At 29.7% G+C, this 15,799-nt stretch carries 19 protein-coding genes; 6 read left to right on the top strand and 13 right to left on the bottom strand.

Going from position 1 to position 15,799, the window contains the following annotated elements; translation table 11 throughout:
• The 3 genes from CHF27_RS12245 to CHF27_RS12235 form a co-directional block, all read right to left on the bottom strand.
• A partial coding sequence (locus CHF27_RS12245; RefSeq protein WP_115976218.1) for an MORN repeat-containing protein occupies positions 1 to 465 on the bottom strand: 465 nt, incomplete at its 3' end.
• 37 nt (positions 466 to 502) lie between these two features.
• Positions 503 to 1,516, bottom strand: a complete 1,014-nt coding sequence (locus tag CHF27_RS12240) for a 3'-5' exonuclease (protein ID WP_095406383.1) — start codon at positions 1,514 to 1,516, stop codon at positions 503 to 505.
• Between the two features lie 101 nt (positions 1,517 to 1,617).
• Entirely contained in the window at positions 1,618 to 2,478 is an 861-nt protein-coding gene (locus CHF27_RS12235) for a tRNA 2-thiocytidine biosynthesis TtcA family protein (RefSeq protein WP_095406382.1), read from the bottom strand.
• A 235-nt stretch (positions 2,479 to 2,713) separates the two neighbouring features.
• Here CHF27_RS12235 and CHF27_RS12230 point away from each other — a divergent pair, with 235 nt between their 5' ends.
• The 6 genes from CHF27_RS12230 (at position 2,714) to CHF27_RS12205 (ending at position 6,513) form a co-directional block, all read left to right on the top strand.
• A complete protein-coding gene (locus tag CHF27_RS12230; RefSeq protein WP_095406381.1) occupies positions 2,714 to 2,923 on the top strand; it encodes a spore coat associated protein CotJA in 210 nt (69 codons plus the stop codon).
• A complete protein-coding gene (locus CHF27_RS12225; RefSeq protein WP_095406380.1) occupies positions 2,923 to 3,192 on the top strand; it encodes a spore coat protein CotJB in 270 nt (89 codons plus the stop codon). The genes CHF27_RS12230 and CHF27_RS12225 overlap by 1 nt, the downstream gene beginning before the upstream one ends.
• Before the next feature lie 30 nt (positions 3,193 to 3,222).
• Positions 3,223 to 3,795: a manganese catalase family protein gene (locus CHF27_RS12220; RefSeq protein ID WP_095406379.1), complete on the top strand. Its 573-nt coding sequence runs from the start codon at positions 3,223 to 3,225 to the stop codon at positions 3,793 to 3,795.
• A gap of 165 nt (positions 3,796 to 3,960) precedes the next feature.
• Positions 3,961 to 4,608 (top strand): M15 family metallopeptidase, encoded by a 648-nt coding sequence (locus CHF27_RS12215; RefSeq protein WP_095406378.1) that lies wholly within the window; start codon positions 3,961 to 3,963, stop codon positions 4,606 to 4,608.
• A 95-nt stretch (positions 4,609 to 4,703) separates the two neighbouring features.
• On the top strand, positions 4,704 to 5,390 hold the full coding sequence (locus CHF27_RS12210; protein WP_095406377.1) for a response regulator transcription factor: 687 nt from the start codon (positions 4,704 to 4,706) through the stop codon (positions 5,388 to 5,390).
• Positions 5,380 to 6,513 (top strand): sensor histidine kinase, encoded by a 1,134-nt coding sequence (locus tag CHF27_RS12205; protein ID WP_330409798.1) that lies wholly within the window; start codon positions 5,380 to 5,382, stop codon positions 6,511 to 6,513. Before CHF27_RS12210 ends, CHF27_RS12205 begins: the two co-directional genes overlap by 11 nt.
• 102 nt (positions 6,514 to 6,615) lie before the next feature.
• Here the strand turns inward: CHF27_RS12205 and CHF27_RS12200 are convergent, their stop codons facing one another.
• The 10 genes from CHF27_RS12200 to CHF27_RS12155 all read right to left on the bottom strand — a co-directional run.
• On the bottom strand, positions 6,616 to 7,815 hold the full coding sequence (locus CHF27_RS12200; protein WP_243445011.1) for a sodium ion-translocating decarboxylase subunit beta: 1,200 nt from the start codon (positions 7,813 to 7,815) through the stop codon (positions 6,616 to 6,618).
• Positions 7,816 to 7,845: 30 nt separating this feature from the next.
• Entirely contained in the window at positions 7,846 to 8,226 is a 381-nt protein-coding gene (locus CHF27_RS12195) for a biotin/lipoyl-containing protein (RefSeq protein WP_330409797.1), read from the bottom strand.
• A gap of 23 nt (positions 8,227 to 8,249) precedes the next feature.
• The gene (locus tag CHF27_RS12190) at positions 8,250 to 8,624 is read right to left on the bottom strand and encodes an OadG family protein (RefSeq protein ID WP_095406376.1); all 375 of its coding nucleotides are present in this window, start codon (positions 8,622 to 8,624) and stop codon (positions 8,250 to 8,252) included.
• A 14-nt stretch (positions 8,625 to 8,638) separates the two neighbouring features.
• On the bottom strand, positions 8,639 to 10,186 hold the full coding sequence (gene mmdA, locus CHF27_RS12185; protein WP_095406375.1) for a methylmalonyl-CoA decarboxylase subunit alpha: 1,548 nt from the start codon (positions 10,184 to 10,186) through the stop codon (positions 8,639 to 8,641).
• Between the two features lie 17 nt (positions 10,187 to 10,203).
• Positions 10,204 to 10,614, bottom strand: coding sequence for a methylmalonyl-CoA epimerase (mce, locus tag CHF27_RS12180; protein ID WP_095406374.1), 411 nt, complete (start codon positions 10,612 to 10,614; stop codon positions 10,204 to 10,206).
• A gap of 13 nt (positions 10,615 to 10,627) precedes the next feature.
• The gene (gene meaB / locus CHF27_RS12175; protein WP_095406373.1) at positions 10,628 to 11,563 is read right to left on the bottom strand and encodes a methylmalonyl Co-A mutase-associated GTPase MeaB; all 936 of its coding nucleotides are present in this window, start codon (positions 11,561 to 11,563) and stop codon (positions 10,628 to 10,630) included.
• Between the two features lie 27 nt (positions 11,564 to 11,590).
• Positions 11,591 to 11,995, bottom strand: coding sequence for a cobalamin B12-binding domain-containing protein (locus tag CHF27_RS12170; RefSeq protein ID WP_095406372.1), 405 nt, complete (start codon positions 11,993 to 11,995; stop codon positions 11,591 to 11,593).
• A gap of 60 nt (positions 11,996 to 12,055) precedes the next feature.
• Entirely contained in the window at positions 12,056 to 13,714 is a 1,659-nt protein-coding gene (locus CHF27_RS12165; RefSeq protein ID WP_095406371.1) for an acyl-CoA mutase large subunit family protein, read from the bottom strand.
• A 40-nt stretch (positions 13,715 to 13,754) separates the two neighbouring features.
• On the bottom strand, positions 13,755 to 15,263 hold the full coding sequence (locus tag CHF27_RS12160; protein WP_095406370.1) for an acetyl-CoA hydrolase/transferase family protein: 1,509 nt from the start codon (positions 15,261 to 15,263) through the stop codon (positions 13,755 to 13,757).
• Positions 15,264 to 15,316: 53 nt separating this feature from the next.
• The coding region (locus CHF27_RS12155) for an aspartate-alanine antiporter-like transporter (protein ID WP_330409796.1) at positions 15,317 to 15,799 on the bottom strand (483 nt) is incomplete at its 5' end.

Below are 15,799 nucleotides of genomic sequence, written 5' to 3'. Positions count from 1 at the left end.
ATATATATCTTTATTCGGATATGTATACATTCCTAATCCTTCTATTACTCCATCTTTAAAATCTCCACTATATATACCTCCATCGCTAAATGTATACTTACCTACACTATGCATCTTGTCGTCTTTCCATAAGCCTTCATATCTCTCTTTATTCGCAAATATACAAATTCCAAATCCACTTTTTTTGCCATCTATAAATTCTCCCTTATATATATCTCCATTGTCATATCTACAAGTTTTCTCGCCATCTAATTTGTACATTGTTTTTTTATTTTCTTCATATATATCATTATATTTTATGTTTAATATAGGTTTATTTCTATACAATGTTTTATTTATATTCTGTTTTCTTCTTTCATCTCTTAATGTTAATATAAATCTTATAAAATTTATTAGAATAAATACTGCTGATAGTAAAACAAATACCGACAATATAGTTAATAGGTAACTTGTTATATTTTGCATAATATTTTATCCTTTCTATATAATTTATAAAATCAACTTACTTACAATATATATTAATTCCTTTATTTATTCCTTCATATGATAAGTCATCTTCAAATAAATTTATTATATTTTTTAATTCTTCTTTATACTCTAAAGGTTTTAACTTATATAACATTAAATCATCCAATAAATCTTTCATATCTAAGCATACGTTTTCTAAAACATAGAAATATCCATTCTTTATATTCTTAATTTTTTCTATAGTATCAATTTTTTTCTTTATGTCCCTTATTGTATCCATACTATTTATATCTATATCTATTAATGATTGTATGTATAACATGATTGTATTTATTACATCTATGGACAAATTAATTAAGTCATACTCCCCTTCTTGTTTATAAAGATATTTTTTATATGTTTCAAATTTATCTGATAATTGATAATTCAAATTAATAAAAGGTGATTTCATTAAATCTTGAATTATTAGCAATTCCCTTATATTTTCATTTGTTTCTAATGTTTCATCTAATATAAATAAATTATATGCATCATTTAATGGGTCATGTGCATCTCCTTTAAATTCTATATTAGCAAATTCTAACAAGTTTTTTAGAGATATATAATTCATACATTTTATTCCACAATCTAAATATTTGTCTTTTACATCTATAAAAAAATCTCTTATATTATTTAAAAATCTTGGATGATTATACTTTCGAGAACTTATTTTATCAGTATTGTTAAAGCAAGTTAAATCCAAATTTCCAAATGTATAAATTCCTTGAATTTCAGAAAATTCACCTAGCCATTGCTTGAACTTTCTCATTACTTCCTCATATGTTGGTGCATTATTTAATTCTTCATTAGTTATTTGTGTTAATTCTTGAATATGTGGATATATATGTGAATTTGTTATAGGCTTAATTAGGGATTTAAATTTAGATAATTTTTTAGTATTTGTATCATATTGTATAGCTCCTATTGCTATTAAGTCCGTATTTACAGTATTTATCTTACTTCTAGTATTTGGCATGTTCATTTCAAAATCTATGTATATTTTCTTCAATGTAAATTCACCCTTTCTAACTAGTGCTACTTATATTTTAGCATTATATATATAAAAAATCGCTGATTAATAAACTTTAATCAACGATTAATAATAATTTTTTATTCATATCTTTCTAGGAAAGAGTGTTTTTCTCCATCTTGCTGCCAACCTAAAACTGAATCTATATTTACATTTTCTGCAGCTTTAAAAATTGACTTTTCAACATCTTTAAAATTCGGTTCTAAACTTTTTATAAGATCTTTTATTTCATATCTCTTATTACCTGTTTTCTTTGCTGCGACCATACAAGCACAATTTAGCGGCCATATCCCACTATTTTGTATAAATCTTATTATATGTTCTTCTCTTATATAATAAAGAGGTCTTATTATTTGAATTCCATCAAAGTTTGTAGAATTTAACTTAGGTAACATTGTTTTAAAATTACCAGCACAAAGTAAATTAAGCATAGTAGTTTCTATAACATCATCATAATGATGACCTAATGCAAGTTTATTACATCCTAATTCTTCAGCCTTAGAATATAAAGCTCCTCTTCTCATTCTAGCACACATATAGCATGGGTAATCTTTTGCTATCTCATCCGCTATTTCAAATATTTTTGAATCAAATAGATGTATTGGTATATTTAAATATTCACAATTGTCTACAAGAAGCTGTCTTATATCTTTATGGTACCCAGGGTCCATAGCTATAAATTCTACCTCAAAGTTAACTTGTCCATGTCTTTTTAATTCTTGGAACATTTTTGCCATAAGTAGACTGTCTTTTCCTCCAGAAATGGCAACACCTATTTTATCGCCCTCTTCTACTAACTTGTAATCTCTTATGGCTTTTATAAACTTCGACCATAAATTTTTTCTATATTTTTTTATTATACTTTTTTCTATATCTTTTAATGACTGTCTTTCTTCAAAAGGTACTATTATTTCACAACCTTTTCCTGCTAAATCACTCATTTGTATCACCTCATCTTTATGGAACATGAAAATTATTTTATCATAAACCTTATTAACAATTCAAGTAGTACATAAATTTATCACTATACAAATTATAAATTTATTTTATTCTAATTTTACTAATTTTTTTTAAATGACTAATTTTTTATATCTTTTAGGAACGATTTTTTATATAAAGAATATCATAACTATTAGATAGGAATATTCTATCTAACAAGACAAGGAGGTTTAATCAGTGGAGAATAAAGATAGAGGAGTTTTGAAAAATTGTGGATGTGATTTAGCTAGACCATATGTAAATCATCAAGTTTTTACAAAAATGTATAACCTTACAAGTGCATTAAAATACGGAACAATCTTTCCAGAATTAAATTTATTAGATTCTGAAATGTACAATAAAGAGTTATATTCAACACCTACTAAGAGAAAGGGAGGTCGAAGATAATGAGACAATCATCTAGTAGATCTGAACTTTTAAGAGCTGTTCAAGAAACAGGATTTGCATGCCTAGATTTAAACCTATATTTAGACAACCATCCTGAGGATAAAAAAGCTGTAAATACTTATAACTCATTATATTCTCAATTTGCAAAAGCTAGATGTAATTATGAAAGTAAGTATGGTCCTTTAACTAACTTCGGATATTCACCAAGTAGTTATCCTTGGCAATGGGTTTGTGAACCTTGGCCTTGGGACAGAGAATTTAATGATTAAGCATTAGAATATTAGGAGGATTGAATTTTTATGTGGATATATCAAAAAACTTTACAGCACCCAGTTAATTTAAAAAGTACTGATGTAGGCATGGCTAAATATCTTATAACTCAATTTGGGGGGCCAAATGGGGAATTAGGTGCAGCTTTAAGATATTTAAGTCAAAGATACACTATGCCTACAGGTAAATCTCGTGCGCTTTTAACTGATATCGGAACAGAAGAACTTGCTCACGTGGAAGTAATTTCTACAATGGTTTATCAATTAACTTACGATGCAACGCCAGAACAATTAAGAGCTGCTGGGCTTGGGTCAAGTTATGCTCAAAATGGATTTGGAATTTTCCCATCTGATGCTAATGGTGTTCCTTTTAGTGCATCAACTATCGCAGTAATGGGAAATGCTGTTACAGATTTGCATGAAGATATGGCTGCTGAGCAAAAAGCTTTGGCAACTTATTATCAACTTATAAATTTAACTGATGATGTAGATATTATAAACGTATTAAGATTCTTAGGAGAGCGAGAAATAGTTCATTATCAACGATTTGGAGAAGCATTAATGGACGTGTACGATTTTGAAGAAAACAAAAAAGTATTTTAACAAAAATGGATGTCTTAAAAATTTTAAGACATCCATTTATTTGATTCAGTAAACTTAATTGTACATTCTTAACTTTTTAAACCTTAAGAATTCTTAAGGTTTACTTAAACTCAGCTTAAGGTCTATACCCTAAACTTTATTTATAAAGAGAAAGGGAGATAGAAAATGAAAAAAATTATGATAAGTGGAATTTTAATTTTAGCAACAACAGGAATGTTTATAATGAAAGATCAAGGTATTCCTTTAGAAATGAATAAAAATACTAAATCAAATATAATGCTTGTAAATAAAAATAATAGCCTTCCTGATGGATATGTACCTAAAGATCTTGTTAAACCTAATATAAAGTTTATAGATAGCTCTACAGAAGAAGAAAAACAATTAAACGCTACAGTAGCTAATGCTATAGAAGATCTATTTTCCAAAGCAAAAGAAGAAGGCATAATTTTTTTAGGAACTTCAGCTTATAGATCCTATGAAACACAAAAAGAAGTTTATCAAAGTAGAGTAAAATCTCAAGGAATTATAAAAGCGAATCAATATGTAGCTAAACCAGGAACTAGTGAGCATCAAACTGGTTTATGTATAGACCTAACAAATAAAGATAGATGGTTTGTTGAGGCTACGAAAGAAGCTACCTGGCTAAAAGAAAATGCACATGAATTTGGATTTATAATACGTTATCCAAAGAGTAAGGAGGCTATAACACAAAAAGAATATGAACCGTGGCATATAAGATACGTAGGAAAAGACATAGCAAGTGATATTTATAATAATAATTTAACATTAGAAGAATATTCACAAGAAAAATAGTACAAAAAAATATATATATTATTTTATTTTGAAATATTTAGTATAATGTTAGATATCCCTAAGTAAAAAATTATATAAGTGAGGATTAATTAAAATTGAAAAATAATATACTTGTTGCAGATGATGAAAAAGAAATTAGAGATTTATTAGAAATTTATTTAGTAAATGAGGGCTATAAAGTATTTAAAGCTTCCAATGGTTTAGAAGCTTTAGATATTTTAAAAAATCAAGATATACAACTATTAGTTTTAGATGTCATGATGCCAAAACTAGATGGTATGGAAGTTTGCAAGATAGTTAGAGAAAAAAGAAATATACCAATACTAATGCTTAGCGCAAAATCCGAAGATATGGATAAAATTCAAGGAATCATGACAGGTGCAGATGATTATATGACAAAGCCATTCAACCCTCTTGAGCTAATTGTAAGGGTAAAAGCATTACTTAGAAGGTCTTACTACTTTAATAACACCAATAACCTTGATTTAATAAAAGTAGGTCCTTTGAGTATAGACAAAACTAAGCACAAGGTGTGTATAGAAAATGAAGAAATTAATTTGACATCTAGAGAATTTGACATACTGTATCTCCTATCTAAAAATAAAGGAAGAGTCTTTAGTACAGAGGAAATCTTTGAGAAGGTTTGGAAAGAAGATTATTACCAATCAAATAACACAGTTATGGTGCATATGAGTAGAATTAGGGAAAAAATAAACAGGTATTCCAAAGGAGAAAAAATAATTCATACTGTATGGGGGGCTGGTTATAAAATTGAAAACTAATTTAAATAAAAATTTAAAAATTTTAAAAAATTCATTTCAACCAATAATGTATTTAATCCTTAGCATAATATTATCTTTAACTATATTGTTTATTATACATATAAATGCTCTTAATTATTTTAAAAACAATTATGATAGTATTATTAATATAATAATGTATTCTATGAGAGACTTTATCTATTATTTTATCGGAGATACAATATATGTAATCTTAGTGCTAATTTTTACTATTCCGATATATGCATTTTTCATGCATAAAAATTCAAAAAATTGGATAAATATATTAGAAACAGTAGAGGATATGTCCGAAGGGAATTTGAACAAGATTATTGACATAAATTCAAATGACAGTATAGGAAAATTGGCAAAAAATATAAATAGTATAATAGTTCAACTTAGAAATATAACTATTGAAGAAAGAAAAGCTCAGCAAACTAAAACTGATTTAATAACTAACGTTTCACATGATCTGAGAACACCTTTAACATCTATAATTGGCTATTTAGGATTAATAGATGAAGATAAATATAAAGACGAAGTAGAATTAAGATATTATACAAATATAGCCTATGAAAAAAGTAAAAATTTAAATGTATTAATTAATGATTTATTTGAATTTACAAAAATGCAAAACAATACTATAAAGATTGATAAGCAAGAACTTAATTTAGTAGAATTATTAGGCCAAATAATGGAACATTTTAGTTATCAATTTAAAATTAATAAAGTAGAAGGAAGAGTACAATTTTCAGAGGATAAGTTAACTGTTAATGCAGATGCAAATAAACTTGTTAGAGCATTTGAAAATATTATAAATAATGCAATTAAATATGGGAAAGATGGTTATTATATAGATTTATTTACTAAGAAAGAAGATGATATGGCCGTAGTTCAAATTATAAATTATGGTGAACCTATCTCCCCTATAGATTTACCTTATTTATTTGATAGATTTTATAGAATCGAGAAATCTAGAAACAATAATAAAGGCGGATCCGGATTAGGTTTAGCTATAACTAAAAATATAATTAATTTACATGAAGGCGATATACTAGTAATTAGTGATAATGCAAAAACTGTATTTGAAATAAAGTTGCCTTTAAAAAATACCGAATTAATTTAATCTTTAGTTGTTTTAACATAAAAAGTGTGCCCTCTCCATTGGATAATCTAATTTAATTATCACATTTTTGGAAGAGTACACACTTTATTTTATATATTTATTTTATCCAAATAAACTTAGTAAAATTCCTGCTGCTACTGCTGATCCTATAACTCCTGCCACATTTGGACCCATGGCATGCATTAGTATAAAATTGCCTGGACATTCTTCTTGAGCAACTTTTTGAGAAACTCTTGCAGCCATTGGTACTGCTGATACTCCAGCAGAACCTATTAAAGGATTTACTTTTTGTTTACATACTAAATTCATTAGTTTTGCAAATAAAACTCCTGCTGCTGTTCCTATTGCAAATGCTAATATTCCAAGCCCAAATATCATAAGTGTTTGACTACTTAAAAATATTTCTGCCTGAGCTGATGCTCCAACTGATATTCCTAAGAAAATAGTTACTATATTCATCAAGGCATTTGAAGCTGTATCTGATAATCTATCAGTAGCACCACACTCTTTAAGTAAATTCCCAAACATAAGCATTCCTATTAATGGAGCTGCTGTTGGAAGTAATAATGACACTACTATAGTTACAACTATTGGAAATATTATTTTTGCTTTCTTTGAAACAGGCTTAGTTTGTGTCATTACGATACATCTTTCTTCCTTAGTCGTTAATGCTCTCATTATTGGCGGTTGAATTATTGGAACTAATGCCATATATGAATACGCTGCTACAGCTATTGGTGCTAATAATTCTGGTGCTAATTTAGTAGCTAGATATATTGCTGTAGGTCCATCTGCTCCACCTATTATTCCTATTGAAGATGCTGCTTGAGCACTAAACCCTAATGCTAATGCTCCTAAAAATGTAGTAAATATACCGAATTGTGCAGCTGCCCCTAATAATATACTTTTAGGATTAGAAATTAATGGAGCGAAATCTGTCATTGCACCTACTCCTAAAAATATTAATGGTGGGAATATTCCAAGTGCATCTCCTTGGAATAAATAATGTAATAAACCACCTGGTGTCTGGGTTGATATACTGGCTGAAGTACCTTCTTTAAGTGCATTTATGCCATCTGGTGCTATCAATTTTATATTTGATACTGCTTCGTTCATAACTCCTGATAAAGGAAGGTTTGAAAGTAACATCCCAAATGCAATCGGAACTAAAAGCAGTGGTTCAAAACCTTTTGATATAGCTAAATATAATAATACACAAGCTATTAATATCATAACTATTTGTTGCCAACTAATATTAACGATACCCATTGTTTGAATAAAATCTTTTATAACTTCTCCCACGGGCTTTTCCCCCTTCTATCCTTAATTTACTTATCCTAATGTAACTAATGCATCCCCTGAACTTACAGAAGATCCTTTTGAAACACTTATAGCGCTTACTTTTCCATCATGTGGCGCCATTATTTCATTTTCCATTTTCATCGCTTCTAGAATTAAAAGTATATCTCCTTTTTTAACACTTTGGCCTACACTAACCCTTACATCACTTATTGTCCCTGGCATTGGAGCAACAACACTTCCACTTCCACCTTGAGAAGCTGATTTAACTTGTGGTTTCGCTGCTACTTGTTGAGGTCTTACTTGAGTAGCCATTTGTGGTTGTACTCTTTCTTGAGTAGAAACTGATCCAGTTTCTTCAACTTCAACCTCGTATGTAGTGCCATTTACTGTTATATTATAATTTTTTATCATTTTTATCTCCCCCTGTTTTATATTTATATATTAGTCATTTTTTCCCAATCGCTTTGTTTATTATTTGTTCTTTCTATTCTTCTTACAATAATATTTTTTGATTCTGATGCTATAATTGCAGCAGTTATAACAGATATCAATTCATTATCATATTGTTCTTGTGTTTGAGGTTGTTTATTTTCTTGAGCTTTCATTTCATTTATATCTTTGTTTAACTTTTTATTGCCTACTTTTGGCTTATCATTTATTATTTTTATAATAAATGATATTAAGACTAAAATTATAAAAACTACTCCCATGGCTAATAATGTCGTGTATAATCCAGCTAAAAGCTTTTCTCCCATAGTCATGGAACTTGCATCTATTTTTAAATTTTGAAGTAATTCGCTTATACTCATTTTTTACCACCTTCCTATAAAGGTATATTGCCATGTTTTTTAAATGGTCTGCTTTCTCTTTTTGAAGCTAGCATATCCAACGCATCAGCTAATCTAATTCTTGTTAAAGATGGTTCAATCACATCATCTATATAACCTCTTTCTGCTGCCTTATATGGTGTAGCAAATTCATCTGTATATTCTTTTATTTTTTCTGCTCTAACACTATCTGGATTATCTGCATTCTTTATGTCTTTTTTAAATATTATATTTGCCGCACCTTGTGGTCCCATTACTGCTACCTCTGCTGTCGGCCAAGCTAATACAATATCTGCACCTAAATCTTTTGAACACATAGCTAAATATGAACCACCATATGCTTTTCTAACTATTAATGTTATTTTAGGAACAGTTGCTTCACTATATGCATAAAGCATTTTTGCTCCATGTCTAATTATTCCACCATATTCTTGACCTGTTCCTGGTAAAAAACCTGGTACATCAACTAAGCTAAGTATTGGTATATTAAATGCGTCACATGTTCTAATAAATCTAGCTGCCTTATCAGATGCATTTATATCTAAGCTCCCAGCCATAATATTTGGTTGATTAGCTATTATACCTACACTCTCTCCATTAATTCTTGCAAATCCAATTACAATATTTTGAGCAAAGAATTGTTGCACTTCATAAAAATCCCTATTATCAATAATTTCATATATTATATCTTTTATATCATAAGATTTATTTGATTCATCAGGTATTATGCTATTTAATAAGTCTAAAACTTTATTAGGTGAATCCTGATTTTCTATTAGTGGTGTTTTCTCTGAATTATTAGATGGTAAAAAACTTAAAAGTCTCCTAATTTGTGATATGCAATCTTTATCTTCAGACGCAATAAAATGAGCAACACCTGAAGTTGTGTTATGAGTTGAAGCTCCTCCTAGTTCTTCTGCTGTTACCTCTTCTCCTGTAACAGTTTTAATAACTTGAGGTCCAGTAATAAACATTTGACTCGTTTTATCTACCATATAAACAAAATCTGTAAGTGCCGGAGAATATACTGCACCCCCTGCACAAGGTCCCATTATCGCAGAAATTTGTGGTACTACCCCTGAAGCAATTGTATTTCTATAAAATATTGATCCATATCCCGCAAGAGCATCAACTGCCTCTTGTATTCTTGCTCCTCCAGAATCATTAAATCCAACTACTGGTGCTCCCATCTTTATAGCTAAATCCATAACCTTAGTTATCTTTTTTGCGTGCATTTCACCAAGAGATCCTCCTAAAACTGTAAAGTCTTGAGCATATGCATATACTAATCTTCCCTGTACTTTTCCATATCCACAAACTACACCCTCTCCTGGTGCTTCTTTTTTTTCCATTTCAAAATTAGTACATCTATGTGTAACAAATGCATCTAATTCAACAAACGTATTTTCATCAAATAATAGCTGTATTCTTTCTCTTGATGTTAATTTACCTGATTTATGTTGCTTATCTATTCTTTTTTGACCTCCACCAAGTTCGATTATTTCTTTCTTTTTATTAAGTAGATTTAATTTTTCTACAGACATCCTTATCCCCCCAAGCCTTATTTTCTTTCACTTAGTTCCAAAAGAATTCCTTTTGTACTTTTTGGATGACAAAATGCTATACTTGCATTTCCTGCTCCATATCTAGGTTTTTCATCTATCATTCTATATCCTTTTTCTTTTATTTGTGCTATAGCTTCTTCTATGTTATCTACTCTTAATGCAATATGTTGTATTCCTCCTCTTCCTCCGTTTTTATCTATAAATTTAGCTATAGGACCATCTTCTGTTGTAGATTCTAAAAGTTCAAGTTCGGTTTCTCCTATTGGTAAAAAACCAACTTTTACTTTTTGATCTTCAACTATCTCTGTTCCTTGGCATTTTAGTCCTAACACATCTTCATAAAATTTTAATGCTTCTTCTAAATTCGTAACTGCTATTCCTATATGATCTACATTTTTTATATTCATATTAAAATCCCCCTCATTTTATAACACTTTTAAATATTTTCTCGCCTATTGTATATGGATCTGTTTCCTTTGTTATAGTTTTTGAAAGTAACTCATCTATATTTTCTTTTTTTTCTACTTGCTTAACGAGTTTTTGTATCCTTCTATTAACAATCTCTTTAATTTCTATTTTATTTCTATCTAATCTTTTTTCAGTTATTTCTTTACTTTCATATAAATAATTTTTATGATCTAATATATTTTTAAAAGCAGTTTCTACACCTTCTCCATTTTCTGATATAACTAAATTTACTGGTGGTCTAAATTTCCAATCTTTTTTAAAATCAAGCATCATGTTTATTTCAATTGATGTTCTTTTAGCTCCATCTCTATCTGCTTTATTAACTACAAACACATCTGCTATCTCCATAACACCTGCTTTTATTGCCTGAATATCATCACCTAAACCAGGAACCATTATCATAACTGTAGTATCTGCTGTTTTAACTATATCCACTTCTGATTGACCAACACCTACCGTTTCAATAAATATATAATCACAGCCATATGCATCTAGTACTTTTATAGCTCCTTGGGTTGCATTTGAAACCCCACCTAAACTTCCTCTTGTTCCCATTGATCTAATAAAAACGTCATCATCCAAACTTAAATCATTCATTCTTATTCTATCTCCAAGTATTGCTCCCTTAGTAAACGGACTCGTTGGATCGATAGCAATAACTCCTACTTTTTTATTATCCTTTCTTAAAAGTTTTACAACTTTATCTGTAAAGGTAGATTTTCCTGCACCTGGAGGTCCTGTTATACCTATAACATAAGCCCTTCCTGTGAACTGGTAAATTTGTTTTAAAATTTCTTCATATCCACTTACTTCATTTTCTACCATAGTTATAATTCTTGCACAGGCTCTTTTCTTCCCTTTTAAAAGATCCTCTATAAGATTTTCCATACAACCTCCACTCCTAATAAACTTGTTTTAATTAAGTTGTCTTTTTAAATTTGCTTTTATATATTCTATTGTTACTGAAGTTGGTGTTCCTGGTGTAAAAATTTCTGAAATTCCACACTCTTTTAGATATGGAATATCCTCTTCTGGAATTACTCCTCCTCCTATAACTAATATATCGTCGTATGCATCTTCTTTTTTTAAAAGTTCTACTACCTTTGGTAGTAAATGATTGTGTGCACCTGATAATATACTCATTGCTACAACATCTACATCTTCTTGTATTGCAGCCTGAACTATTTGCTCAGGTGTCTGTCTAAGACCTGTATATATAACTTCCATACCTGCATCTCTAAGTGCTCTAGCTATAACTTTAGCTCCTCTATCATGACCATCAAGACCTGGTTTTGAAACTAAAACTCTTATCTGTTTCATTATTTTTCCCCCTCTATTTTAATATCTCTTATCTCTATATAAATTTATTTATACTTTTTTCTAAATCATTACAGTTTGTTTATATTCTCCAAATATATCTCTCATAACTTCACATATTTCTCCTAAAGTAGCATAGCTTTCTACTGATTCTAAAATATATGGCATTACATTTTCTTCGCTCTTACAAGCATTTTTTAAAGCTTCTAGTGTTTGTTTTACTCTTACATTATCTCTTGATTTTTTAAGGTTTTTAACTTTTTCCTTTTGTCTTTCTCCAACTTCTGGATCTACTCTTAGTAATCCTTTTGGAGATTCTTCTTCTATTTTAAATTTGTTAACCCCTACTATTATTCTCTCATTCTCTTCTATTTCTCTTTGATATTTATAAGCACTATCCATTATTTCTTGTTGTATATATCCTTTATCTATAGCCATAGGTGCTCCACCTAATTCATCTATCTTATTTATTATTTCTAGAGCTTCTTTTTCAATTTGATTAGTTAATCCTTCTACATAATAAGAACCTGCTAAAGGATCTACGGTATCTGCTACCCCACTTTCATTTGCAACTATTTGTTGAGTTCTAAGTGCAACCATTACTGATTTTTCAGTTGGAAGAGCAAGAGCTTCGTCTTTTGAATTTGTATGAAGTGATTGAGTACCTCCAAGTACTGCTGCTAAAGTTTGTATAGCTACTCTTACGATATTATTTTCAGGTTGTTGAGCTGTTAAAGTACATCCTGCTGTTTGTGTATGGAACTTTAACTGACAAGACTTAGGATTTTGTGCTTTAAATCTATTTTTCATAATATTTGCCCAAATTCTTCTTGCAGCTCTAAATTTAGCAACTTCTTCAAAAAGGTTATTATGAGCATTAAAGAAAAATGATAATCTAGGTGCAAAATCATCAACATTAAGCCCTGCATCTAATGCAGCATTAACATATGCTATCCCATCTGCTAATGTAAATGCTACTTCTTCAACAGCATTTGCACCCGCTTCTCTTATGTGATAACCTGATATACTTATCGTATTCCACTTTGGAACATTCTTTGAACAAAAATCAAATATATCTGTTATTAATCTCATGGATGGTTTTACTGGGAATATATATGTTCCTCTAGCTATATATTCTTTTAATATATCATTTTGTATAGTCCCTCTTAACTTATCTGGACTAACACCTTGCTTTTTAGCAACTGCTATATACATTGCAAGTAATACTGATGCAGGTGCATTTATAGTCATTGATGTAGAAACCTTGTCTAGAGGTATTCCATCAAATAAAATTTCCATATCTGCAAGTGAATCTATTGCAACTCCAACTTTACCTACTTCACCTTCAGCTATTGAATCATCTGAGTCGTATCCCATTTGAGTTGGTAAATCAAATGCGACAGAAAGTCCCATAGAACCTTGATCTATTAAATATTTATATCTTTGATTAGATTCTTCAGCAGTTGCAAATCCAGCATACATTCTCATTGTCCAGAACTTACCTCTATACATTGTCGGTTGAACTCCTCTTGTATATGGAAATTGACCTGGATATCCTAAGTCTTTTTCATAATCAATTTGTGCATCAAGTGGTGTATACAGTCTTTTTATTTCTTCTTCTGTATCAAATTTAAATTTTTCTTTTCTTTCTGGAAATCTTGATATACTTTTCTTTACCTTTTCTTGTTCCCATTTTTCTAAAGAAATTTTAATATTTTCCATCGTATATTTCCCCCTTATTCAGTTAAATAATTATTTACTTTTAAGCTTCTTTAGTCCCTAACTGTTTCATTGAACCTGTTTTCATAAATCTTTCATGCCAAGATAATGCCTCATTTAAAATATGAGGGCTATGCTTATATTTACCTTCTTTTGCCTTATTAAAATATTTGTATAATTCTTCTTTATAATCTGGATGAGCGCAATTTTCTATAATAGATACTGCTCTTTCTTTAGGTGATAATCCTCTCAAGTCAGCTACTCCTTGTTCAGTAACTATTACCATTACATCATGCTCACTATGATCTTGATGTGATACCATAGGTACAATACTTGATATATCACCATTTTTTGCTATAGATTCTGTTGTAAATATTGTTAAGTATCCATTTCTTGCAAAATCTCCAGATCCTCCTATACCATTCATCATTCTACTTCCCATTATGTTTGTAGAATTTACATTTCCATATATATCAACTTCTATCGCTGTATTTATTGCTATAACACCTAATCTTCTTGCAACTTCTGGACTATTGCTTATTTCCTGGGGTCTGAGTATTAATTTATTTTTATATTTAGAGAAATTTTTATAAAAGCCATCTAGTCTATCTGGCGAAATAGTAAGAGATGTACCTGATGCGAATTTAACTTTACCAGAATCTAATAAATCTAAAACTGAATCTTGTATAACTTCTGAATATACTACTAGGTCTTTAAATTCAGAATCCTGAAGTCCTCCTAAAATAGCATTTGCCACACTTCCAACACCTGACTGTATTGGAAGTAAATTTTTAGGTAGTCTTTTACTTTTAACTTCCTCTTCTAAAAAATTAATTAAATTGTGAGCCATCTTTTTAGATACTTCATCTGTTGGTGCTACAGGACGTGTTTTGTCTTTTAAATCTGTAAATACTATTGCAGCTATTTTGTCCACATCACATTTTATGTATGGTGTCCCAATTTTATCACTAGGATTGATTAAAGGTATCGGTTTTCTTTTTGGTGGATTATCTAAATCATATATATCATGTATTCCCTCTAAATCTAATGGTTGTGATGTATTTATTTCTACAATTACTTTTTTTGCACAATTAACAAATACATTTGAATTACCTACTGATGTAGAAGGTACTATATATCCTTCTTCTGTTATACACACAGCCTCAACCAAGGCTATATCCATATCTCCTAAAAATCCATACTTTACCCATTGTGGAGTATGGCTTAAATGCATATCACAATAATTAACCTTATTATTATTTATTGCATTTCTCATTGTGCTTGTAGTTTGATATGGATATCTTCTTTTTATTACATTTGCTTCTGTTAATACAGAGTCAATTTCTGGACCTACAGATGCTCCTGTTATTATTGTTAATCCTATTTCTTCTCCATTTTTAGCTCTATTTGCAATTTCAAGTGGAACTGCTTTTGGATAGCCTGCTGGAGTAAATCCACTCGTTCCTACAATCATTCCATCTTCAAAAAATTTTGCTGCTTCTTTCGAACTCATTACTTTATTTTTCAATTTTTCACATCTTAATCTTTTCATAATATCCCCCTTGTATTTTTAAGAATATTCAATCTATTCCAAATAAAATGTATTTACATCGGCATTTTATGAAGTATTATCGTAAAAATCACCATACCTAAAAGAGCAAATGGATAAGTTGCACCATATCCTGCTGCTGGATCATCACTGCCTGCAGCTTCAACTGCTGCTCCCAATCCAGGGGTAGATGTCATACCTCCACAAATCGCTCCTGATAACATTAACCAATTTATCTTAAATACATATCTTCCAACTATAAATCCTATTAGCATTCCAACTAATCCTATTATTAATGATACAATTGATAAATATGCACCTGAACCAACTAACGCATCAATAGCTTTATATCCATATCTCAATCCAACTATTGCAAGGAAAAATATGAGTGCTAAATCTCTTATTACACCCAAAACTTTAGAGTTCATTCTAAAACTTATATTTCCTATTTTACCTATATATCCTAGTATTAATGATCCTATTAATACTCCACCTGTGGATCCTAAACTAAAATAACCTATGATTGGTAAGTATATATT

Source organism: Romboutsia maritimum, assembly GCF_002251085.2.
GTDB lineage: Bacteria > Bacillota > Clostridia > Peptostreptococcales > Peptostreptococcaceae > Romboutsia_B > Romboutsia_B maritimum.
Note: the sequence above shows the minus strand (reverse complement) of the source record. Positions and strands in the feature narration are given on the sequence as shown.